20 protein-coding genes are annotated in these 22,574 nt (G+C 46.6%); 6 read left to right on the forward strand and 14 right to left on the reverse strand.

Going from position 1 to position 22,574, the window contains the following annotated elements; all coding sequences use genetic code 11:
- The first annotated feature begins 1 nt into the window (after window position 1).
- The 5 genes from AXE86_RS11190 to AXE86_RS11210 all read left to right on the forward strand — a co-directional run bounded on the left by AXE86_RS11190 (window position 2) and on the right by AXE86_RS11210 (window position 7,480).
- The gene (locus tag AXE86_RS11190) at window positions 2–1,930 is read left to right on the forward strand and encodes an ABC transporter ATP-binding protein (protein ID WP_061946822.1); all 1,929 of its coding nucleotides are present in this window, start codon (window positions 2–4) and stop codon (window positions 1,928–1,930) included.
- Complete coding sequence (gene recD2 / locus AXE86_RS11195) at window positions 1,908–4,076, forward strand: SF1B family DNA helicase RecD2 (protein WP_061946823.1); 2,169 nt, start codon at window positions 1,908–1,910, stop codon at window positions 4,074–4,076. Before AXE86_RS11190 ends, recD2 begins: the two co-directional genes overlap by 23 nt.
- A 109-nt stretch (window positions 4,077–4,185) precedes the next feature.
- Window positions 4,186–4,812, forward strand: coding sequence for a DUF47 domain-containing protein (locus AXE86_RS11200; RefSeq protein ID WP_061946824.1), 627 nt, complete (start codon window positions 4,186–4,188; stop codon window positions 4,810–4,812).
- Entirely contained in the window at window positions 4,805–5,803 is a 999-nt protein-coding gene (locus tag AXE86_RS11205) for an inorganic phosphate transporter (RefSeq protein ID WP_050343892.1), read from the forward strand. Before AXE86_RS11200 ends, AXE86_RS11205 begins: the two co-directional genes overlap by 8 nt.
- A 54-nt stretch (window positions 5,804–5,857) precedes the next feature.
- Entirely contained in the window at window positions 5,858–7,480 is a 1,623-nt protein-coding gene (locus AXE86_RS11210; RefSeq protein ID WP_061946825.1) for a nucleoside kinase, read from the forward strand.
- A gap of 54 nt (window positions 7,481–7,534) precedes the next feature.
- On the opposite strand, the gene AXE86_RS11215 is transcribed toward AXE86_RS11210, so the two are convergent.
- The 9 genes from AXE86_RS11215 to hisG form a co-directional block, all read right to left on the reverse strand.
- Window positions 7,535–8,923 (reverse strand): pyruvate carboxylase subunit B, encoded by a 1,389-nt coding sequence (locus AXE86_RS11215; protein ID WP_061946826.1) that lies wholly within the window; start codon window positions 8,921–8,923, stop codon window positions 7,535–7,537.
- A 186-nt stretch (window positions 8,924–9,109) separates the two neighbouring features.
- The gene (hisIE, locus tag AXE86_RS11220) at window positions 9,110–9,814 is read right to left on the reverse strand and encodes a bifunctional phosphoribosyl-AMP cyclohydrolase/phosphoribosyl-ATP diphosphatase HisIE (protein ID WP_061947029.1); all 705 of its coding nucleotides are present in this window, start codon (window positions 9,812–9,814) and stop codon (window positions 9,110–9,112) included.
- A complete protein-coding gene (gene hisF / locus AXE86_RS11225) occupies window positions 9,814–10,581 on the reverse strand; it encodes an imidazole glycerol phosphate synthase subunit HisF (protein WP_061946827.1) in 768 nt (255 codons plus the stop codon). The genes hisIE and hisF overlap by 1 nt, the downstream gene beginning before the upstream one ends.
- 36 nt (window positions 10,582–10,617) lie before the next feature.
- Entirely contained in the window at window positions 10,618–11,340 is a 723-nt protein-coding gene (gene hisA / locus AXE86_RS11230) for a 1-(5-phosphoribosyl)-5-[(5-phosphoribosylamino)methylideneamino]imidazole-4-carboxamide isomerase (RefSeq protein ID WP_061946828.1), read from the reverse strand.
- A gap of 14 nt (window positions 11,341–11,354) precedes the next feature.
- The gene (hisH, locus tag AXE86_RS11235; RefSeq protein WP_006689468.1) at window positions 11,355–11,966 is read right to left on the reverse strand and encodes an imidazole glycerol phosphate synthase subunit HisH; all 612 of its coding nucleotides are present in this window, start codon (window positions 11,964–11,966) and stop codon (window positions 11,355–11,357) included.
- 9 nt (window positions 11,967–11,975) lie between these two features.
- Window positions 11,976–12,575 (reverse strand): imidazoleglycerol-phosphate dehydratase HisB, encoded by a 600-nt coding sequence (hisB, locus tag AXE86_RS11240; RefSeq protein ID WP_061946829.1) that lies wholly within the window; start codon window positions 12,573–12,575, stop codon window positions 11,976–11,978.
- Window positions 12,572–13,636, reverse strand: a complete 1,065-nt coding sequence (gene hisC / locus AXE86_RS11245; protein WP_061946830.1) for a histidinol-phosphate transaminase — start codon at window positions 13,634–13,636, stop codon at window positions 12,572–12,574. Before hisC ends, hisB begins: the two co-directional genes overlap by 4 nt.
- Entirely contained in the window at window positions 13,630–14,976 is a 1,347-nt protein-coding gene (hisD, locus tag AXE86_RS11250; RefSeq protein ID WP_061946831.1) for a histidinol dehydrogenase, read from the reverse strand. Before hisD ends, hisC begins: the two co-directional genes overlap by 7 nt.
- Entirely contained in the window at window positions 14,973–15,638 is a 666-nt protein-coding gene (gene hisG, locus AXE86_RS11255; RefSeq protein ID WP_006689464.1) for an ATP phosphoribosyltransferase, read from the reverse strand. Before hisG ends, hisD begins: the two co-directional genes overlap by 4 nt.
- A 154-nt stretch (window positions 15,639–15,792) precedes the next feature.
- On the opposite strand from hisG, the gene AXE86_RS11260 reads away from it, so the two are divergent.
- Window positions 15,793–16,746, forward strand: a complete 954-nt coding sequence (locus AXE86_RS11260; RefSeq protein WP_061946832.1) for a D-2-hydroxyacid dehydrogenase — start codon at window positions 15,793–15,795, stop codon at window positions 16,744–16,746.
- 76 nt (window positions 16,747–16,822) lie between these two features.
- Here the strand turns inward: AXE86_RS11260 and AXE86_RS11265 are convergent, their stop codons facing one another.
- The 5 genes from AXE86_RS11265 to alaS all read right to left on the reverse strand — a co-directional run bounded on the left by AXE86_RS11265 (window position 16,823) and on the right by alaS (window position 22,562).
- Complete coding sequence (locus tag AXE86_RS11265) at window positions 16,823–17,353, reverse strand: hypothetical protein (protein ID WP_061946833.1); 531 nt, start codon at window positions 17,351–17,353, stop codon at window positions 16,823–16,825.
- Window positions 17,350–18,549 carry an ATP phosphoribosyltransferase regulatory subunit gene (gene hisZ / locus AXE86_RS11270; protein ID WP_061946834.1) on the reverse strand — a complete coding sequence of 400 codons (1,200 nt, stop codon included), beginning with the start codon at window positions 18,547–18,549 and terminating at the stop codon, window positions 17,350–17,352. The genes AXE86_RS11265 and hisZ overlap by 4 nt, the downstream gene beginning before the upstream one ends.
- Window positions 18,518–18,844, reverse strand: coding sequence for a YerC/YecD family TrpR-related protein (locus AXE86_RS11275; RefSeq protein WP_061946835.1), 327 nt, complete (start codon window positions 18,842–18,844; stop codon window positions 18,518–18,520). Before AXE86_RS11275 ends, hisZ begins: the two co-directional genes overlap by 32 nt.
- A gap of 83 nt (window positions 18,845–18,927) precedes the next feature.
- On the reverse strand, window positions 18,928–19,884 hold the full coding sequence (locus AXE86_RS11280) for an HlyD family secretion protein (protein ID WP_232294884.1): 957 nt from the start codon (window positions 19,882–19,884) through the stop codon (window positions 18,928–18,930).
- Between the two features lie 59 nt (window positions 19,885–19,943).
- Window positions 19,944–22,562, reverse strand: coding sequence for an alanine--tRNA ligase (gene alaS, locus AXE86_RS11285; protein ID WP_232294954.1), 2,619 nt, complete (start codon window positions 22,560–22,562; stop codon window positions 19,944–19,946).
- Between the last annotated feature and the right edge of the window lie 12 nt (window positions 22,563–22,574).

Below are 22,574 nucleotides of genomic sequence, written 5' to 3' on the forward strand. Positions count from 1 at the left end.
TATGGGGAGTTTTAAGGCGGTCGGGCTGGAAAAATCGTATGGGATACATACACTTTTTTCTCATGTGAACCTTGAAATTATGCGCGGTAATAAAATAGGTCTTGTTGGCGCCAACGGAAGCGGTAAAACAACACTGATGCGTGTTCTCCTTGGGCGGGAAGAGGCGGATGATGGTACAGTGTCTGTCGATCCAACCGATACCATCGGCTACGTTGAACAGCAGGCAGTATTTTCTTCGAAAACACTATATGATGAATTATACAGTGTCTTCTCTGATATTATTTCACTTCGTGAAGAAAAAGAACAGATGGAACGTCGTATCTCCTCTGGACAGAGCAGTGAAGAAGATCTCAAAGCCTATGGAAATCTTGTGAATCGATTCGAATCCATGAATGGGTACGATTTTGAACGACATATTCGGCGCGTTGCATTTGGTCTTGGTTTTTCCGAACCGGATTTGTCTAAGGATATTCGTCATTTTTCCGGTGGTCAGACAACGCGTATATGTCTTGCCAAAGCACTTTTGCGTGAACCGGATTTTCTTTTTTTAGATGAGCCGACCAATCATCTGGATATCGGCATGATCGAATGGTTGGAGGACTTTATCCGCTCCTACAGAGGCGGTGTGCTTTTAATTTCTCATGATCGCTATTTTCTTGATCGTGTCGCCTCACATATTCTCGAGCTCGAACATCAGACTATTACGTCGTATACAGGAAATTATACACATTACATACGCATAAAAAATGAGCGCCGCGCAGCACTTCAGCATGCTTACGAAAAACAACAAGACCATATCCGTAAGACAGAAGAATACATTCGCAAGTATAAAGCAGGGATAAAAGCCAAACAGGCACGCGGCAGACAGAGTCAGCTCAATCGGCTGGAACGTATCGTACTTCCGCCTGAAGCAGCACAGTTTCAATTCTTTTCCTTTGCTCCCCCGGAGGAGTGCGCACAGCGTGTTGCGGAGTTTGAGGATGTCTCATTTTCCTATCAGGATGGGCATCGTATTCTTGATCATATCTCCCTTTTGATACGAAAAGGAGACGGTGTGGCACTGATCGGAGAAAATGGTGCAGGGAAGACGACACTCCTTCAAATTCTGGTGGGAGAACGTGAAGCAGAAGGACGTGTGAAGATCGGCAGCCGTGTCAAGATCGGATATTTTTCCCAGCAACACGAAGGCCTTAACCCCAATAATACGATTTTAGATGAAATCAGTTATACCTACGGATTAAGTGAGGAGACTGCACGTAGCTATCTCGGTGCGTTTCTCTTTCACGGAGATGATGTGCTTCGGCGTATTGGGGAATTGTCCGGCGGGGAACAGTCGCGCGTCGCATTTCTGAAACTGATGCTGACAGGCGCTAATTTTCTTGTTCTGGATGAGCCAACGAACCATCTGGATATACCGGCACGAGAGGCAGTAGAGGAGGCACTTATGGCCTTCCCGGGAACATTTATTGCCGTATCTCACGATCGTTATTTTCTGGATAAGACAGCAAACTGCACATTGGTATTGAACCAAGGAACGATCACGGAGTATCTCGGTGGGTACAGTTATTATCTGATGAAAAAAGAAGAGGAGTCTTCACATTCACAAGAGCAGGAATATGTCTCCCAAAAGAAGAAAATAGAACAACCTCCTGCACAAAAAAACAATTCCCATAGACAGTTGTCAGCAAGCACGCTGCCTATGGGCCGCCGTCAGGAAATGATCGAACGTGCTGAAGCAGAGATCGCAATGGCGGAGGCAGAGCTAAAAGGGTTGGAGTACGAGATGAATTTGCCGGAAACACAATGTGACCCCGAACGCAGCCGTATCATTGCTGCAGCGTATGCAGAAAAGGAACAGGAAATTTTACAGCGTTATGCTAAGTGGGAGCAGCTGACGGAGGTCGATGATGCAGCTTCAGCAAGATCTTGATTTCAATAACAAGGAAGAACAAATAATCGGTATTGTAGATCATATCATTTTTTCGGCTGCAAATGATGCATTTTCTGTTTTTCGCCTGCGCCTGCAAGGTCAGTCGAAATGTACAGCAACAGTGAACCTTCCCGCACCACTTCTCGGGCAGGAAGTGCAGTTAAGCGGAACATGGGTTGTTCATCCTCGCTTTGGGAGACAGTTTCGAGCTGTTCAAATGCACGTTAGTGCACCGACGACGACACACGGCATCGAACGGTTTTTGTCTTCCGGCGTGATCGAAGGAATCGGCCCGGCGATGGCACGTCGTATCGTTGAACGTTTTGGTACAGACACACTAAAAGTCATAGAGAGCACACCACGTCGTCTAGCGGAAGTTACCGGGATTGGACCTAAAACGGCAGAGAAAATTACAGCATCCTATCTTAGGCAAAGCGAACTGCGTGATATTATGCTTTGGCTGGAAGAGCATGGCGTGACGGGTGGCTATGCCGCCCGTATCTTCAAAAAATATGGCTCACTCTCGCTGAAGGTGATGGAGACAAATCCATACCAGCTGGCACAAGAAGTGGATGGTATTGGTTTTATCACGGCGGATACGATTGCTGCATCATGTGGATGGGAAAAAAACTCAGCGGAACGGATTGCAGCAGGCATCCTTTTTGAACTGGCACAAATTGCATCCAATGGGCATTGCTGCATTCCGGAAGCTTTGCTGATTGAGCATACCGCCAAGCGCCTCGGTGTTGACCATGTTGACATCATGGATGTACTCCGACGCGAGGTGAAAATGCATCGCGTCTATGCCGTGGATGAGATGGGAGAGCGTCTGATTTACTCACCGCAATTGTATCATGCAGAGGTGGAAACCGCAGATCTTCTCCGCATGCTGAAGCATAAAGCAGAACCAATTCACGTTCACAACCCTGCAGCACTTGTCAGCAAATGGGAGGAAGAACATGCGGTAACACTCGCACAGCAGCAGCGAGATGCCGTGATTGCATCCCTGCTTCATGGCGTTGTCATACTTACCGGCGGCCCTGGCACAGGAAAGACAACAGTCATTCGAAGCATGATTGATATAATGGGAGAGCAGGGGCTGGAGATTCTTCTCGCTGCGCCAACAGGTCGTGCTGCAAAACGTCTTTCAGAAGCGACTGGGGCTCCCGCAGCCACTGTACATCGTATGCTCGAAGCACAAGGACGTGAAGGCGGCGAGATGCATTTTGCACGTGATGCGGAATGTATGCTTGAGGCAGATGTTGTCATCATCGATGAGGTTTCCATGATGGATATTGTGCTGATGCAGCATCTGCTTTCTGCTGTCCTTCCAGGCTCACACATCGTCTTCGTGGGAGATGCAGATCAACTTCCGGCAGTCGGGCCAGGATCGGTATTAAAAGATATTCTTCGTTCGAATGTTTTTCCATGTGTGCGTCTGACACAGATTTTTCGTCAGAATAACAGAGGAACGATCGTGCTCAATGCACACGCAATTAACACAGGATCTATGCCAACATTTACAGGAAAAGATTTCTCCTTTGTTTCTGCAGTATCCGCCGAGGAAGCTGCGAAGCAAGTCCTATCAATTTGCCAATCGTTGATCGAAGCGGGGCACTCTGTAATGGACATGCAGGTGCTTTCGCCCATGCGTCGCGAAGCATGTGGCGTAGATGCACTCAACCGCACACTGCAGGAAGCACTCAACCCAGAAGCGGAAGACAACGCATCCATCGCCGGATTTCGCAGCGGCGATAAGGTCATGCAGATACGAAACGACTATACAAAAAATGTTTTCAACGGTGATGTTGGCCGTATTGTATGGATTGATACAGAAAAACTTATCGTACAATACGCAGATGATGTGGATATCACGTATACACGGGATGAGTTCGCATCGCTTACACTCGCCTATGTCATGAGTGTACACAAGAGTCAGGGCAGCGAATACAGTACGGTCATTTTACCGCTTGTACGTGTACATCATATTATGCTGCAGCGTAACCTCCTCTATACGGCTGTCACACGCGCAAAGAAACGTGTGATTCTTGTAGGAGATCGCACAGCGCTCTTTACCGCTGTAAGCAATGATCGCACAAGACGACGTTATACACTCCTCGCTGAGCGACTCGCTGAAAGGATTTGAGTACACTCAAATTTTGGCTTGCTGTCAATCTGAAATAATGATATTATTGGGGTGTGATTTTTCTGTATGTACCTCCAAGCAAATGTATTCCTGGGGAGGATCTGGATTTATGTTTAATTTCAAACAGAAGGATGATGAGTTCTTTGATCTATTCCTTGAAAGTGCAAAATTCTTTCATGCAGGAGCTTTGATTCTGGACGAGGTCATCCAGGATTACAAAACGACGGCGGTTAAGGTAGAAGAAATCAATAAAATTGAACACGAAGCAGATGCTATCAACGACCGTATTATTGACAAGCTGAACCTCACTTTCATTACACCGATTGATCGTGAAGACATATACGCATTGGCAAATAACCTCGATGACGGCGTTGATCTCCTTCAAGGAATACTACAACGATACGACATGTACCATATGGGGGAGCCAATGACGGGAGCAGTAAACCTGACCAAGTTATTGCTCTCTGCAACGGAGGAGATCGTTCGTGCGGTATCCTTTTTGGGGAACATCCGCAAAAATCAAGTGGGTATATTGGACGCATCGCACAAGATTGAACGCTTTGAAAGTGAAGGCGATCTCATCTACCGTCGTGAAGTTGCCTACCTGTTTGAACATGAGAAGGATCCAATTGAGCTCATTCGCTGGAAAGATGTTCTGGAGCAGCTGGAAGACACGCTGGATCATTGTGAACATATTGCTGATATGCTGCGAGGAGTGGTAATGAAGTATGCCTGATTTGCAGCTATTGATCTTTCTGGTCATCCTTTTGGCATTGATATTCGACTTTATCAATGGTTTTCATGATACAGCGAATGCGATTGCCACTTCTGTTTCCACGAGAGCGATTCATCCGCAGCACGCAATTATTATGGCCGCAGTCCTTAACTTTTTCGGTGCAATGTACAGCACCGGTGTGGCAAAGACCATCGGTTCAGATATCGTAAAATCAGCCTCTCATGTAGATGAACACGTCCTTATTGCTGCGCTTTTCGGCTCTATTGTATGGAATGTGATTACATGGAAGTTTTCGATGCCTTCCAGTAGTTCACATGCATTGGTCGGTGGAGTGATCGGTGCTGTTCTGATGACATCCTCAGGCGTCGATGGATTAAACTTCACGGGAATCGGAAAAATTGTCCTCTCGTTGATTTTATCCCCTTTAGTTGGTATGGTTTCCGGATGCATCATCATGTTGCTTCTGTTCCGCGTGTTTGGACATTCGCGTCCGACATCCATCAACGGGAAATTCAAGAAGATGCAGATCCTATCGGCTGCTACTATGGCATTTTCTCACGGCTCCAACGATGCACAGAAGTCTATGGGCATCATCACACTCGCCTTATTGGCTGGTGGATACATTGATGCGTTCGAGGTTCCCACCTATGTCAAAATCCTTGCCGCAACTGCAATGGCTTGTGGAACGGCCGTCGGCGGCTGGCGCATCATCAAGACCATCGGAGGTAAGATATTTAAGTTACAGCCGATTTCAGGCTTTTCGGCGGATTTGAACTCATCTATTATCATATTTGGTGCAACTTTGCTGCATCTTCCCGTGAGTACAACACACGTCGTCTCCGGCTCTATTATGGGGGTAGGAGCGGCAAAACGCATTAACGCAGTCCGATGGGGTGTCGCACAGCAAATGGTAGTAGCGTGGGTGCTGACAATCCCATGCACAGCTATCATGGGTGCAATCACCTACAAAATTGTTACATTCTTTATCTGATGATAACCTGCTCGCGATGGGCAGGTTTTTCTGTAAAGAGAGAAGAGGGTTCTGATGAAAAAAACATTGATGCAGCTTGCACAAGAGAAAGAGCAGAATTACTCCAGTCCGATTGTTGCAGCTAAAATCAACGGTGAAGTACGAGATATACAGTCAGAATATGATCATGATGATGAAATTTCATTTATCGAGTTGAATACTTCCCTTGGATGGAGAATCTATCAGCGCTCCATCCTCTTTCTCTTTATCGTGACCGTGTCCAATATGAACAAAGAAGCAGAGGTAGTCGCCAAGTTTACGGTCAATAAGGGATTATATTGTGAAGTAAAAATCCCAGGAAAATCAATCAACGCTCATTTGATCCATGATATCGAACAAGAAATGCGTGAAATGATTGCAAATAACACCCCCATCGTCAAGCACAGTATTCCGCGTCAGGAAGCAATTGAACTCTTTCAGTCGCATGGCAGGAGGGGAAAGGCTGCACTGATTGCCTCACTTCCACACTCCATGATCAGTATATATACGTGCCGTAACTATCCGGATTACCTATATGGTGCGATGCTTCCAGAGACAAAACTTCTCGGGCAGTTTGCATTAGATGTGGAACAATCCGGTGTCCTGATACGTACACCAGATGAAATGACAGACGGTAAAATCAGAACGCGTGTAGAGCAGCCGAAATTTGAGCACATTCTTTCTGAAGCGAAGGAATGGGCGAGGATCTTGGAGTGCCCATACATCTCGGATCTGAATCAGATCAATAATGAACATCGTATGGGAGAGCTCATACGCATATCTGAGGCACTTCAGGAGAAACGTATCGCTCAAATCGCGGATCACATCGCTTCACATCGGAACAATATACGGCTTATTCTGATTGCCGGACCATCATCTTCCGGGAAGACATCCTTTGCTCAGAGACTGCGGATACAGCTTCGAGTCAATGGGCTGCATCCCATTATGATCTCATTGGATGATTATTTTTTGAATCGTGAGGATACGCCTCGAAATGAAAAAGGACAGTATGACTATGAATCGATCGACGCCATCGATACGGCTCTCTTCAATCGAAATATGCTGGAACTCTTAAATGGACATAGGGTACAAATCCCTTACTACAATTTCATTACAGGAAAGAGGGAATGGCATGACGATAATTTCTTGTTGATGAAAGAAGATCAACCAATTATTATTGAAGGAATTCATGGCCTGAATGAACGGCTTACGGCCGATATAGCACGAAAAAACAAATACAAAATATATATTAGTGCATTGACACAGCTAAACATTGATGCACATAATCGTATCCCGACGACAGAGGTACGCTTCCTTCGCAGATTGGTTCGGGATCATCAATTTCGTGGTGCAAAGGCAATTAAGACAATTAAGCAGTGGCCGGACGTCAGGGCGGGGGAGGAAAAATATATTTTCCCATTTCAGGAAGAAGCCGATGTTTTGTTCAATTCCGCGCTGATCTATGAAATTGGGGTGTTAAAAAAATATGCAGTACCTCTTTTAGAGGCGATAGACAGAGGAGAAGAGGGGTATACAGACGCGCGATTGATTCTGCGTTTTCTTCAATATGTCAATGAAATTCATGACATCGATGATATCCCCAATAATTCCATCTTTCGAGAATTTATTGGGAAATCGGTATTCTTCAAGGAAAAATAAAAGAAGATGGAACGCGGCGAACCGTGTTCCATCTTCTTTTTTAGATATATTGGTTTACTCTTTTACGTATGCCGTAATCGGCTTGTAGTGTGCCTTGAAGAACTCCTCCGCAACCTGCGGGAAGAGGGCATAGGAAAGAACATCCTCATCGGTCGGATTGAGATATCCTTTTCCTTTCAGTTCTTCCTTAAACTCGGCAAATGTCTTTGCCTTTGCATCTTCGATCGAGCAGTCCTCGATGATATCCTCCGGAGCAATCCCAAGCGTATCGGTCAGGAACTTACGATCGACCTCAACGGGGGTTCTGCCGAATTTTCCACGAGCAAGATCCTTGAACTCGTTCGGCACCATCTTGTAACGCTGACCACTCATAACATTAAACGTTGCCATGGTTCCAACGATCTGCGAAGAGGGTGTAACGAGCGGCGGATAGCCGACATCTTTGCGTACGCGCGGCATCTCGTCGAGAAGATCCTGGTACTTGTCTTCCATGCCGGCCTCTTTGAGCTGGTTAGCAAGATTGGAAAGCATACCGCCAGGAATCTGGAAATCCAGCACGTTTGGATTGACGTCAAAGTATCCCTTAAGGTTGAACGTCTTAATGAGATCCTGCTTTACTTGGAGGAAGTACTTGGAGATCGGCGTCATTGCCTGACGGTCAAGTCCGGTATCACGCTCTTCTCCTTCCAGCATCGCAACCATCGTTTCCGTACATGGCTGAGATGTGTCGCTGGAGAAGGGAGCCAGTGCCGTATCGATGATATCAACACCCGCCTCGATGGCTTTCAGATACGTTGCGTGACCAAATCCGGAGGTGCAGTGCGTATGGAGCTCGATGGGGATCTTCACCGCTGCTTTGAGCTTCTTGACCAGATCCTCAGCAACATACGGCTTCAGCAGTCCTGACATATCCTTGATGCAGACGGAATGACATCCCATCTTCTCGAGCTCAACAGCCAGTTCAACAAAGCTTTCGTTGGTGTGAACCGGACTGATCGTATATACTAGGCAACCTTGGACATGCGGCTTCTCCGGGCATTTCAGAGCCGAATCAATAGCGACCCTCAGGTTGCGGATATCGTTCAATGCATCAAAGATACGGAAGACACCTACGCCGTGTGCAGATGCTTTCTGGACAAATTTCTCAACAACATCGTTGGAATAATGATTGTATCCAAGCAAGTTCTGACCACGAAGGAGCATCTGAATTGGCGTCTTAAGGTTCTTCTTCAGAATATCCAAACGCTCCCACGGATCTTCATTGAGGAAGCGAAGGCATGTGTCAAATGTGGCACCGCCCCATGCCTCAAGAGCATTGTAGCCGATGGCATCAAGCGCCGCAAGCTGCGGAAGCATGTCCGAAATACGCATGCGTGTTGCTACCAAGGACTGATGTCCGTCGCGGAGGACAGTCTCGGTAATTTTGACCGGATTCTTTGCCATAAAAGAACACTCTCCTTGATTAAAACTATAATCTATAGTTATATAACCCAATATCTAAATTATAGTTTCAAATTGCTTTATTGTCAATGACAAGTTATAAGATTCACATATCTTTTGCTCCAGTTTTTCTTTATTTCACCAGCTATCCATAATTACCATTATGGATAGCTGGTGAAAACAAAGGGATTACATGTCTGGCCGTATGCCTGTCTTGCCGACAAATTTATGATATTTTCCTCCGCTGTTTCTCCGCTTCAATTCTTCCAGCAGATCTTCCGGCGTCATGTTGTGATACGCCAACAAGACGAGACAGTGATACCACAAATCTCCCATCTCATAGAGGACATCTTCGCGAATGTTATTCTTGGAGGCAATGATCGTCTCTGCCGTTTCTTCACCGAGTTTCTTCAGGATCTTATCCTGTCCTTTATCAAATAGATAGTTGGTATAGGATCCTTCGACCGGATGCAGGCGTCGGCTCTGGATGACCTGATAAAGGGACGCCAAAACTCCAGTCAATGGATGCTCTTCTTTTTCTGTTAGAGGGATAATACTCTTACTGTCTGCGTCATAGAGTTTACGACCACTAAAACATGAGTAGGTGCCTGTATGACACGCTACGCCTGACTGCTTGACACGCAGCAATATGGTGTCACCGTCACAATCGTAAGAGATTTCTTTTATGCGTTGGACATTACCCGATGTTTCGCCTTTTTTCCATAACTTTTGGCGGCTGCGGCTGTAATACCATGCAAATCCAGTCTCTATTGTTTTTTCAAGCGATTCCCGATTCATATATGCCAGCATCAGGACTTGATTGTTTTCTTCCTGTACGATTGCCGGCACCAGCCCTCGGTCGTCAAATTGAATCATTGACATATCTACATTCATCATAATCGAACCCCCAGTCCATGTGACCTAAGATATGTTTTTACCTCTTCTATCGTGAACTCACCATAGTGGAACAGCGACGCAGCAAGAACGGCATCCGCTTTTCCTTTTGTGAGAACATCGTAAAAATGCTGCAGTGTTCCTGCTCCTCCGGAAGCAATCACAGGAACGTTGACACTTTCTGATACGGCACGTGTAAGTTCTATATCATAGCCGTTTTTTGTCCCATCTGCATCCATGCTTGTCAGCAGAATTTCACCGGCTCCAAGACGTACTGCATCCTTTGCCCACGCTACACAGTCAAGTCCCGTTGGCGTACGTCCGCCATTGATATACACTTCCCATGTATCTCTTCCGGTACGACGTGCATCGATTGCAGCGACAATACACTGACGGCCAAATCGTAAAGCTCCCTCTCGGATCAATTCCGGATTTTTTACGCCGGCGGTATTGACTGCGGTCTTATCGGCTCCCGCCTTGAGTATATGCTGCATATCATCTAGGGTGCTTATCCCGCCGCCAACTGTGAGCGGAATGAATACCTCGGATGCACAGCTTGAGACGACGTGATCCATCGTCTTCCGTTTTTCATGAGATGCTGTGATATCCAGAAATACAATTTCATCAGCACCTTCTTCGTCGTATCGTTTTGCTAATTCGACAGGATCTCCTGCGTCCCTTAGTCCAACAAAATTTGTTCCTTTGACTACGCGTCCAGCTTTGACATCCAGACATGGGATGACACGTTTTGCAAAGGTTGTTTGCATGATGAAATCAATCCTTTCGAAAGATACACGTACATGTCAACGCGATGCTGAGATTGCTTCGATGAGAGATAGTGTTCCTTCATAAATGGATTTTCCGACAATCACCCCGATGATGCCATCACATTCCCTTTTCTTGAGTTCCTCAATATCGCTGATGGATTTCACTCCGCCCGAGGCAATCACCTTGATCCCGGAGGCGCGAGCCAAATGTGCCGCTTCTGTGACGTTCACACCGGAAAGTGTCCCATCACGTGATATATCAGTATAGATGATCGTCTCCAGGCCAAATGCGCCGAGTTTTTTCGCAAGCTCTACTGCCGATATGCCGCCGGATTTTTCCCATCCATCCGTTGCGACAATTCCCTTCTTCGCATCAATGCCAACGACGATACGATTTCCGTATGTGCTGCATGCCTCCTGTACCAGTTCCTCTTTGTGCACGGCAACAGAGCCCAAGATAACACGCGAAACACCGATGGAAAGGAGACGATCAATCGATTCCATTGACCGTATGCCGCCTCCGACCTCAATGGGTATTGTCACCGCCTGAAGAATACGTTTTATCGCGTCCATATTCTGCGGCTCTCCAGCAAGAGCTCCATCCAAGTCAACCACGTGAAGAAATTCTGCATCTTCTCCTTCCCAGCGAAGAGCAGTTTCTTCGGGATGTTCACTGTAGATAGTTTCTTGTTTGAAATCTCCTTTAATAAGGCGGACACAGTTCCCGCCGCGTAAATCAATAGCAGGGAGAATCAGCATAAAAATCCTTCCTATCAACAGTTTGCAAAATTTCTTATCATCGCCAGCCCGATTTTCCCGGATTTTTCCGGATGAAACTGCGTTGCCATGATGTGCTTGGAAGCAATCGATGCGGTGATCTCCTCTCCATAGCAACATGTCGATGAAATCATCGAAGGATCGGAAGGAACCGCATGGTAGCTGTGTACAAAATAAACATAAGAGGCATCCGGGATGTTCTTGAGCAGTCCACTTCCCTTATAATTCTCTGCAATATGCACGGCATTCCAACCCATGTGCGGTATTTTCTTATTTTTTGCAGAGATTTTTTTCACATGTCCGCGCAGAAGTCCCAGCCCCTGCACATCCGGTGATTCCTCACTGCCCTCAAATAGGATCTGAAGCCCAACACATATTCCAAGGAGCGGTACCCCTTCGGCAATACGCTCTTTTAGCAAAGGAACCAGTCCCGACGCATTGAGTCTGGTCATGCAGTCTCCAAATGCACCCACGCCTGGCAGGACAATTTTATCTGCAGATGTAAGATCCACTGATCTTTCGCTTACACATACCTCTGCTCCGATTGCCGAAAATGCTTTTTCGACACTAAATAAATTACCTGCCCCATAATCTATTACGGTAATCATGTGCTCTCCTTACAGAAGCCCCTTGGTGGAAGGAATCTCGTCACCTGCTCGTGCGTCCTTCTCTATGGCAATACGCAGTGCATGTGCAAATGCTTTGAACACGGCTTCTATACGATGATGTGAATTTTTTCCGTATAAAATTTTCACATGAAGCGTGATTCCTGCATGGGTGGAAAAAGCACGCAAAAACTCCTCGGTGAGTTCTGTGTCATAGGTTCCGATCATCGGTGTCATTGGCTCAATTCCCGGGTCATAACACAAAAACGGACGTCCGCTGATGTCCAAGGAGACCATTGCCAACGTTTCATCCATTGGCAGGAAGAAGGTACCATATCTGGAAATACCACGCTTTTCCCCAATGGCTGTCCGAAATGCATCGCCTATGCTGATGCCAATATCCTCCACCGTATGATGTCCATCGACCTCGATATCCCCATGACACGTAACGCTCAAATCGACACGAGCATGTGCGGCAAACAGCGTGAGCATGTGATCAAAAAATCCAATCCCCGTATCAATATGAGACGTTCCGCTTCCGTCGAGCTCCATGGATACAAGGACATCGGTCTCCGCTGTTATCCGGTGAATCTCTGCGTGTCGTGTACTCATGTACGTGCCTCCACATAATCTTTTATTGCGCGAAAAACGGCGTCATTTTCATTGGGGCTTCCCATGGAAATGCGCAGCGTATCCTCCAGCCGAGGTGCATTGTGAAAACTACGCACGCCAATTCCCTGATGGATCAATTCATCATTTAGCGCGCATGCTCCTGCATAATGAATCAGGATAAAATTAGTATATGACGGATATACCGTTACACCGCGCAGATGTTTGTATTTTTCCTGCATACGGTCACGTTCTCCGCAGATCATTTGGATCTGCGGTTCAAATTCAGCGCGCATTTGAAAGACGGTGTCTGCCGTGGTCAAGGATAACGTATTGATATGATACGGCATATATGTTTTCGCAGCCATGTCAATGATATCACGATGTGCTAACATATAGCCGACACGGCACGAAGCCAAGGAATAGGCCTTGGAGAAGGTACGTGCAATCATCAAGTGGTCATATTTTTTTAGAAGCAAAACGGCACTCTGATCACAGAATTCTGTGTATGCTTCATCAAGGAGAAAAGCGCAGCGAATTCGCCCGGCAATATAATCTATGGTTTCAATCGACAGGACATTGCCGGTGGGGTTGTTTGGATTACAAAGAACGGCAAGAGATGCATTGTTTTGATTTACGGCCTGAATGAATGCATCTGCATCAAGAGAATAATCCTCTTGCAGCGGGACAACAACATCCTGCGCCCCGGATGCAGCTGCATAGATTTTATACATAGAAAAGGAAGGAGCAGGGTAAACGATCTTATGCGTGGCATCACCACCAAAGGCATGGAATATCTTTTCGATGATCTCGCTGGATCCATTTCCTAGGATAACGTTTTCTTTCCCCCATCCGTAGGCACATCCAATCTGTTCACATAACATATCATATTCCAGATTCGGATAGCGTTGGAATGCAACGCGTGATAATCGGGACAGCACACGTTCCTCGACCAATGGAGGAAGTCCAAGGTTTGATTCATTGGCATTTACTTTGATCTTCCAATCCTGTTCTGTCGTGTCATAGGATGGCATACGATCCAATCCGTTTCGGTAGTTCAACATATATTGTCTCTCCTTGTCCGAATGGCTCTTGCATGGGCTTCCAGCCCCTCCGTTTCTGCCAGGCGGATGATGTCATCACTCACTTCATCAAGCGCTTTTCTCGTATAAGATATGATGCTGGTTCGCTTCATAAAGGTTTCTACATTGAGGACGGAATAAAACCGTGCTGTTCCGCCTGTCGGAAGAACATGATTCGGTCCTGCGAAATAATCCCCCAATGGCTCCGGAGAATATGAGCCCACAAAGACGGCGCCTGCACATCGGATCTCTGGAAGTAAGTGAAAGGCATCCTTCACGAGAAGTTCAATATGTTCAGGTCCAGAATAGTTCGCAAGATGAACGGATTGCTGAATATTTTCCGTCACGATGATGCGTCCGTTACGTTCCAGTGAGGCAGAAGCCGTTTCCCTTCGCGGCAGACTCTGCAGCTGATCTTGTATTTCACAGCGAACGTTTGATGCCAAGTCCACACTATCGGTGATTAAGATGCTGGATGCCAGAGGGTCATGTTCGGCCTGGCTGAGCATATCTGCCGCAATATATTTTGGAGAAGCCTCCGCATCCGCTAGAATCAGAATTTCACTGGGACCCGCGAGCATATCGATATCTACATGCCCATATACTTCTTTCTTCGCCAAGGTGACAAAAAGATTCCCAGGCCCTGTGATTTTATCGACACGAGGGATACTTTCTGTTCCGTATGCCATAGCGGCAATGGCTTGTGCTCCGCCAACTCTGAATATTTTCTTGATGCCAAGCATGTGTGCGGCGGCCAATACATATGGATTGAGGACGCCTCCTTTGGTTGGAACTGACATGATAATGTCGTCAACGCCAGCGACAATGGCAGGTATGGCATTCATGAGCACAGATGACGGATACGCCGCCGTCCCTCCCGGAACATAAATACCAACACGCGAGAGTGGAATCACTTCCTGCCCCATGATCGAGCCATGGGCGCGATAGGTCATCCATGATTTCGGCTTTTGTTCTTCGTGAAAGGCGAAGATATTCTTTGCTGCCCGCTTCAGTGCAGCAAGAACGGCTGCATCCACCTGATCCGCTGCCGCCTGTAACTCTGATTCAGATACCATAATGTCCTTGCTGTTTAGGTCAAGACCATCCAGTAATTTAGTATAACGAAGAAGTGCTTGATCTCCCCCGCTACGTACATCTCGAACAATGTGATGAACCAATTCGCTTGCCGTCAGGTCTTCGCCGAAAATCTCTTGATTCTTCGCCCGCATGGACGCCCCCAGCTCAATTTCGTCAAAAGCTTTTTTCGTGAGCTGTAATTCAGCCTCCTTTATGCCGACATCAGCAACAGAAATGATCTTCATAGGATTTCCCCACTCTCTATAATCGGTCTCAGGTTATTGACAATCTCATTGATTCGATGAAATTTCAGTTTGAAGCTCACGCGGTTGACAATCAGGCGTGCACTCACATCCAAGATGTGTGCGATCTCTTCCAAATCGTTTTCTGCCAGCGTCGTTCCCGTTTCAACAATATCTACGATGCTCTCGGACAGTCCAACAATGGGACCGAGTTCAATGGAGCCGTTTAACTTGATGTACTCCATCTGCATCCCCTGCCTTGCAAAAAAACTTTCTGCAATATGAGGATATTTGGTTGCGACTCTTGTATAGGAGTAATCTAGCAGGCGTCGACGCTTTTCCTTTTGGGGAACAGCCATCATCAAATGACATTTTCCAAAGCCAAGATCCAAAATTTCATACACATCTTTTTGGGATTCCAGCAAAACATCCTTCCCTATGATTCCGATATCCGCAGCACCATATTCGACATAGGTAGGAACATCCGATGTTTTTGCAATGATGAATCGTACCTTTAGGTCTTTATTTTCAATGACAAGTTTACGAGATTTTTCACTCAGGTGATCTGCTGAAAGTCCAACACGATGAAGAAGGTTCTTAGAGATGGTAAACAATTTCCCTTTTGGCAAAGCTATCGTCAAATAATCATTCATGTAATTTTCCATAGAAAACAGCTCCAATCCTTTAGTCCGTTAAAGAACTAATATGAGCACATACTAGCACGTAAATGCACGATGGTCAATGCTTAAAAAAGGATTTTTCCGGGGAATCTAGAATAATCCCTATGCAAAGGATTCATTTTATGAGAAGGAGATGCAGATGACGCTTCAGATATTATCATTTATCCAATTAAGTGATTCGCAAAAGGATCTCATCCGTAAAAGCGGCGACTGCCATATTAACTGTCTGCGACCCAAAGAAGCTGCTGTTCATTTTGGACAAATCGACGTCCTCTTGGGATATGATGCGCAGATGGATATGGATGCATTTCTTCCACAAATGCCCAATTTAAAGTGGATCCATACGTACAGTGCTGGTGTAGAGCGTCTTCTTGCCAACGAGAACTTCCGACGTTCCGATATTTTATTGACCAACTCACGCGGGATTCACGGTATTCCCATGGCTGAACACATCCTCGGGACGATGCTCTTGTTCAGCCGCTGTCTCATCGAAGCGTGGGAGAATCAAAAAGCACACCAGTGGAAGAGGCTCACAGCCCCTGATGAGCTCTATGGGAAGACTGCTGCTGTCGTTGGCCTGGGAAGCATTGGTCGAGAGGTGGCAAAGCACCTAAAGAATGTTGGAATGCATGTCGTTGCCGTCAAGCGAAAGAAAACGACCGAGCCGTTTGTAGATGAACTATTCGACACGGAGCATCTGGGAGAGGCGTTGTCCAAGGCAGATTATGTGATCGTTGCACTTCCTCTGACTCCACAGACACATCAGCTCTTTGACAGCAGAGCATTCAATATGATGAAGGAGACCGTATTCTTTATCAACGTATCCAGAGGTGATGTGGTCAATGAAGACGACCTTGTTGATGCCTTGTCCTCGAAGCGGATTCGTGGGGCTTCCTTAGACGTATTTGCAGAGGAACCACTGCCGGAGGATTCACCGCTATGGGATGTGGAAAATCTTTACATCACTCCACACCACTCATCAATCTCCCCCATGTATCTGGATCGCTCTCTCAAAATTTTCCGCAACAATTTGCAAATCTTTCCGCAGCGGATTGGAATGCTCAATGTCGTAGATAAAATGCGTGGATATTAATGGCATGATTCTCCACGGCGCATCTCCCTACGTCCATTTTTTCCTCGTTACGACCAAATGAACTGATAGCATAAGCTCAGTTCTCTCCATCAGCTTCCTTCAGAATAGCCAGCACCAGTGAATCCTCCGGTGCTGGTTTTTTTTGATGCTGTGCGATGATTTCCGCCTCTTTTATCGCTCCTATTTTCCGCAATTTATTTGCCCCAAGGATGGGATGGTATCGACAGATATACAGCACTGTACCAATTCTTCCACGATGTCCGTTCGTTTCCCGGATAAAGTACTCAACAAGATGCGGAAGGAACCGATACACAAGGACGGACAGTACCTTCCCCCATACATCAGCCATCCCCTTTTCGCGCCCGATATCATGCAATAGAGCACATCGCGTCAACAAGATATACGCATCAGAATGGACGACGTCATATTGCAGATATTTTTTTTGCGCACTACGTGCGACACGCCATGCATGAAATTGATCCGCTTCGTGCATGGCATAAAACAGCTTCTGCTCTTCTTTGGATAAGTAGCAACGAACGAATGTGTTTCCCTCTGCATCCAAACGTCCGAATACAGCATATAGAAACTGCCGCATACGCTGTATCATGCGAAATACTCAAAAGCAACGTATCCCTTTTGTTTTCCTGAGGATGCCGCTTCATTCTTTGTCTGCGGAACGACAGCTAGCTCTACGACATTGCCATCATTTCGAAGGGCTTTTGCACGTGTGATCGCCGACTGGATCTGTCCTTCCCCATATCCGATATATACATCCTTCTGTGCCATTTGTGCATTGACGTCCTGTCGCTTTCGTGCCAGTATAACACGTTCCATCCCAAGGGCGAATCCGGTCGCAGGCATTGGAGCTCCATATTTCTCCAACAGATCATCATAGCGGCCTCCCCCGCACAAAGGAAAGCCAAGTCCCGGGGAATAGCCTTCAAAGACCATGCCCGTATAATAGTGAAAATCGCGAATTACGCCAAAATCAAAATGCACGTAGTCTGCCAAGTGATAGTCTTTCAGGATCGAGTATATTTCCACCAAATTATTCGTTGCATATTGACTTTCTTGGTTCAATGGGAGGTTGTAAATATGTTCAATGACATCCTCCTTTCCATTCAAAAGAGGAATACTCTTTAGGAGCTCTTTAGAGGCAGAAGAGATAGCGAGTGTGTCAATGAGCTGATTCGTTTGCACAATATCGTGAGATTCCATCGCATTCTTTAATGCTTCACAATGCGCATCATCGATCCCAAAGGCCGTCATCATTCCTTTGAGGAAGTTCACCTGCCCAATATGAATCTGAAACTCCTTGATTCCACATGCCAGAACAGCCTCGATGGCAAGCGCAATGATCTCTGCATCTGCTGCTGCAGTATTGCATCCCATCAGCTCTACACCTGCTTGATGGAACTCGCATTGACGCCCTTCCTGCGTCTGCTCAATGCGAAATACGTTGCCGATATACGATAATTTAAGCGGTGCAGGAAGATCTTTTAATCGACTGCTGACCAAACGTGCAATCGGCGTCGTCATTTCATTGCGCAAGGCAAGAAGTTTATTTTTATTGCCAGAAAGAATAAAGAGGTCATTCTCTTCCTGAATGCGCGAAACAAGAGTTTCCAAATGCTCGATTGTCGGCGTAGCTATCTCGTCATATCCCCATGAGGAAAAGATCTGCGATAGGATTTGATCGAGGTAACGCATTTCAATGACATCAGCAGGAAGAAGATCTCTTGTCCCATATGGGGTTTCTAGGATAGCGTTTTTAGCATTCATCTGTATCTCCTCCGTTCGCATTCACCGAAAGACATCCATTCTTCAGAACGAGTGCGTATCCATCTGCACCGTAATTTAGGCAACGCTTCACACGACTGATTGTTGCCGTGCTTGCACCTGTATGGGCAACAACCTCATCATAGGTATTCCCCCCGTATAACATACGGGCAACATCAAGTCTTTGTGCCATGGCACGAAGTTCGCCAATGGTGCAAAGATCTTCAAAAAATTGGTAGCATTCATCAACGGTCTGCAGAGAGAGAACCGCACGAAACAACTGATCAGTGGAAGGATCCTTTCGTCTTTGATCTATCATTTGTCGTTTCCTTTCATAGTATGTTCAGCAACAGTATAGCATAGATTCATGCTCACGAAAAGAATGAACAAAACATACATTCCCTACAAAGAAAAGTATAATTCGATTTGATCTGTCTGATGAAGATCAGACCAATCCGTGTTCGGCATAGAGACGGAAATTAAGACAGGGACATCTTCCTCTCCTGGATCATCTGCGGGGGTAATATCTTCTACCGTACCTTCCCTCTTTATTCCATCGATTGAATAGGTAACGATTTGCCCGAGATAGATTTGTTTTGCCGTATTGGGGGGAACTTCTGCTTCGATTCGTATATGATCCGTGCATTCTATTTCCATAATGTTGCTGTCCGCTTCAAGGACATCTCCATTCTGAACATACAATTGAGAAACGACGCCATCCCATTTTGCATAGATATCGATGGAAGAAGATGGTTCTTCTGCTTTTTTTAACAGTGCTTCTGCTTGGTTTAATTGATCTTCCGCTCCTTTTATGGCAGCAGAGTTGAACGCTATCGCTGAAGTCCCCCTATTTTCTTGCACAGAAGACTGCATTTCCTCGTACTCCCGAATCGCTTCCTCTTTTTTTGCTGCACTGACTGCCCCCATCTCATATAACGCAGACATACGTTCAACTTTACTGCGTGCAGCATTAACAGCTTCGTTGGAAATCGGTGAAAGCTCTGGCTGATCAGAAATTGCTGCACCAGCGCGAAGCTGGTCGACATTGTTTTGAGCGAGTGTCACACTCTGCTGTAAGCGTTGGATGTCCTCGTCAGAAAAAGTCTTTTGTACTGTTATGAGGAGGTCTCCTTGTTTTACATGATCTCCGGTGCTGACATGGAGTTCCTGTACACTCATGCGATCCGAAGACTGCAGGTATTTTTTCTCGCAGGAAATATACGCTTGAGAAACATGAAAACCGCTGCTCGTACCTTTTGCATAAATCAATATGACGGAAACCAAAAGAATCATGCAGATAAATACAATAAGATAACGAATGCTTTTGCCCTTAATTTTTTGTGTTATATCCTGTTCCATGTCTCTGCCTTCTAAAAAAAGGGCTGTCAGCACGTGACAGCCCGATCATCATGATTGTATTATTTCCCTGCCTGCTGACGTATGACAAGAACTGCATCGTCAAAGGCCTGTGGCAAGTTCTGCGGCATTTTTCCACCCGCCTGTGCCATGTCGGGACGTCCACCACCGCCGCCGCCAACGGCTTTAGCAGCCGCCTTAATAATATTGCCCGCATGGGCACCATAGTCTACAGCATCTTGGTCCGCCTTAACGACAAGATTCACCTTATCGTTGGCTACCATACCAAGAACGACAATGCCCGCACTGAGCTTTTCGCAGGTAAGATCTGCAATATTGCGAAGCTCATCCATGGAATCCACATTTACTTTTCCAACAATGACGTGGAATTTTCCAATTTCCTGGACATCTGACAGCAGTTTTTGTGCGTCTGCTTGATCGCGGGAGTCTGCGAAAGCACGTAACTGCTCCTGCATATTCTTCTTCTCGTCGATCAGTTTATCGACTTGCGTTGGCAGGTCTCCCGCCTTTACTTTCAACCGCTGAGAAAGTGTACGGATCAGCGCATCCGTTTCTGACACATACTGATATGCTGCACGGCCGGTAATTGCTTCGATACGACGTACACCTGCAGCAACACCAGATTCGCCAATGATCTTAAAAAGGCCGATCTGTCCTGTGTTGGATACGTGAGAACCGCCACACAGCTCGATGCTGAAATTCGGAACCTCAACCACACGGACAATATCACCGTACTTCTCTCCAAAGAGAGCCATTGCACCGCGTTCTTTCGCCACTGCAATTGGCATCGTCGAAATATCGAGATCGATTGAGCTAAGAATTTCTTCGTTGACCAAATCCTCGATATCCTGCACCTGCTGCTGTGTCAAAGGTTCAAAATTCGTAAAATCGAAGCGAAGTCGCTCAGGTGTCACCAAAGACCCTGCCTGATGCACATGATCTCCGACAATTCTCTGAAGTGCTGCCTGAAGAAGATGTGTTGCTGTATGATTACGTGCGGATGATAGCTTATGCACCTCATCCAGCTGAATTTGAACTGTCTCTCCGCGCTGAATCTGGCCTTCCTCAACATACGCCAGGTGATAAACTGTCCCATCAGGAAGTCTTTTCGTATTACGGATTACAATTCGTCCGACATCACTGAAGAGAATCCCCGCATCACCTACCTGTCCGCCGCCCTCCGCGTGGAACGGCGTGGTGCTCAGGATGATTCCGGCGCTTTCTCCATCATGCAGCATGTCGACCAGAGCCCCATCGCGCCAAATGGCGACAACGTTGGCCTCGCGTGCCTCTGCGTTTTCGGTCAGGGCTGACGTATCCAATCCGGAAAGATCCGGAACAGCCACAGCCTGGTTCTCAGCCCGCGCACTTCTCGCCCGGTTGCGCTGCTTTTCCATCTCCTGCGCAAATCCAGCATCATCCAACTTGAGTCCATTCTCATGAAGAATTTCCTCAGTAAGTTCACGGGGAAATCCGTAGGTATCATAGAGCTTGAATCCGACCTCTCCGGGAAGTGTCTGCTGGGCATTCGATTTCAGCGTGTCAATCTCTTCATTCAGGAGATCAATGCCCTGGACGAGTGTCGCAGCAAACCGTTCCTCTTCAATTCGTATGACACGCTTAATGTATTCCTCTTTCGATACGAGTTCGCTAAAGTCTTTTACATCACCAAAGATTTCGATGACAGCATCAACCGCTCCATCCAGGAATGGCTTTGTGATGCCCAACATCCGTCCATGACGGATCGCACGCCGTATCGTACGGCGCAGCACGTATCCTCTCCCCTCATTGGATGGCAGAATGCCGTCCATGATCATAATGACAACAGAACGCGCATGATCGGCGATGACCTTGAGAGATATATCTTTTTGTGGATCAGCACCATACTCCGTCTGAGATACCTTGGCAGCATACTCGATAATAGGATAGAGCAAATCTGTCTCGAAATTTGTCTTTTTATTTTGTATGACAGAAGCAAGACGCTCAAGCCCGCAGCCCGTATCGATGTTTTTATGGGCAAGGAGGTTATACTCACCATCCTCGGTGCGATCATATTGCGTAAAGACGAGATTCCAGATTTCGAGGAATCGATCACAATCGCACCCTACACTGCAGGTCGGACTGCCACAGCCACGTTCCACTCCGAGATCAATGTATATCTCAGAATCAGGACCGCATGGCCCCGGACCGATCTCCCAGAAATTATCTTCCAGCGGGACAATGTGATCCGGGGAAAGACCAGGCTGCTCCAGCCAAATCTGTCGTGCTTCATCATCGTTCGGATAGATGGTTACCCAAAGCTTCTCTTTGGGCAGTTCGATGACTTCGGTCAGAAACTCCCATGCCCAAGGAATCGCTTCTTTCTTGAAATAGTCTCCAAAGGAGAAGTTTCCAAGCATCTCAAAAAATGTCTGATGCCGCGCTGTACGTCCGACGTTTTCGATATCTCCTGTACGCACACAGCGCTGACAGGTAACGATGCGATGGCGCGGCGGCTTTACCTTACCGGTAAAAAAGGGCTTGAGGGGTGCCATGCCAGCACCGATCAAAAGCAGCGTCGGGTCATTCTCCGGGACAAGAGAATAGCTTGGCAAACGAAGATGTCCCTTCTTCTCTGCAAAAAAATTAAGATATGCTTCCCGCAGTTCTTTTCCCGTCATATATTTCAATTC

Source organism: Selenomonas sp. oral taxon 136, assembly GCF_001554015.1.
Taxonomy (GTDB): Bacteria; Bacillota; Negativicutes; order Selenomonadales; family Selenomonadaceae; genus Centipeda; species Centipeda felix.

Excerpts from the sequence above, each read along its gene's own strand:
- hisH (WP_006689468.1), bottom strand. The coding sequence starts at position 11,966 with ATGATTACCGTAATAGATTATGGGGCAGGTAATTTATTTAGTGTCGAA.
- hisIE (WP_061947029.1), bottom strand. The coding sequence starts at position 9,814 with ATGAATGTAGATATGTCAATGATTCAATTTGACGACCGAGGGCTGGTG.
- AXE86_RS11190 (WP_061946822.1), top strand. The coding sequence starts at position 2 with ATGGGGAGTTTTAAGGCGGTCGGGCTGGAAAAATCGTATGGGATACAT.
- AXE86_RS11215 (WP_061946826.1), bottom strand. The coding sequence starts at position 8,923 with ATGGCAAAGAATCCGGTCAAAATTACCGAGACTGTCCTCCGCGACGGA.
- AXE86_RS11210 (WP_061946825.1), top strand. The coding sequence starts at position 5,858 with ATGAAAAAAACATTGATGCAGCTTGCACAAGAGAAAGAGCAGAATTAC.
- hisA (WP_061946828.1), bottom strand. The coding sequence starts at position 11,340 with ATGCTGATTCTCCCTGCTATTGATTTACGCGGCGGGAACTGTGTCCGC.
- hisD (WP_061946831.1), bottom strand. The coding sequence starts at position 14,976 with ATGAAGATCATTTCTGTTGCTGATGTCGGCATAAAGGAGGCTGAATTA.
- AXE86_RS11260 (WP_061946832.1), top strand. The coding sequence starts at position 15,793 with ATGACGCTTCAGATATTATCATTTATCCAATTAAGTGATTCGCAAAAG.
- AXE86_RS11275 (WP_061946835.1), bottom strand. The coding sequence starts at position 18,844 with ATGATAGATCAAAGACGAAAGGATCCTTCCACTGATCAGTTGTTTCGT.
- hisB (WP_061946829.1), bottom strand. The coding sequence starts at position 12,575 with ATGAGTACACGACACGCAGAGATTCACCGGATAACAGCGGAGACCGAT.
- AXE86_RS11205 (WP_050343892.1), top strand. The coding sequence starts at position 4,805 with ATGCCTGATTTGCAGCTATTGATCTTTCTGGTCATCCTTTTGGCATTG.
- hisC (WP_061946830.1), bottom strand. The coding sequence starts at position 13,636 with ATGTTGAACTACCGAAACGGATTGGATCGTATGCCATCCTATGACACG.
- AXE86_RS11265 (WP_061946833.1), bottom strand. The coding sequence starts at position 17,353 with ATGATACAGCGTATGCGGCAGTTTCTATATGCTGTATTCGGACGTTTG.
- hisZ (WP_061946834.1), bottom strand. The coding sequence starts at position 18,549 with ATGCGAACGGAGGAGATACAGATGAATGCTAAAAACGCTATCCTAGAA.
- AXE86_RS11200 (WP_061946824.1), top strand. The coding sequence starts at position 4,186 with ATGTTTAATTTCAAACAGAAGGATGATGAGTTCTTTGATCTATTCCTT.
- alaS (WP_232294954.1), bottom strand. The coding sequence starts at position 22,562 with ATGACGGGAAAAGAACTGCGGGAAGCATATCTTAATTTTTTTGCAGAG.
- hisF (WP_061946827.1), bottom strand. The coding sequence starts at position 10,581 with ATGCAAACAACCTTTGCAAAACGTGTCATCCCATGTCTGGATGTCAAA.
- hisG (WP_006689464.1), bottom strand. The coding sequence starts at position 15,638 with ATGGAAAATTACATGAATGATTATTTGACGATAGCTTTGCCAAAAGGG.
- AXE86_RS11280 (WP_232294884.1), bottom strand. The coding sequence starts at position 19,884 with ATGGAACAGGATATAACACAAAAAATTAAGGGCAAAAGCATTCGTTAT.
- recD2 (WP_061946823.1), top strand. The coding sequence starts at position 1,908 with ATGCAGCTTCAGCAAGATCTTGATTTCAATAACAAGGAAGAACAAATA.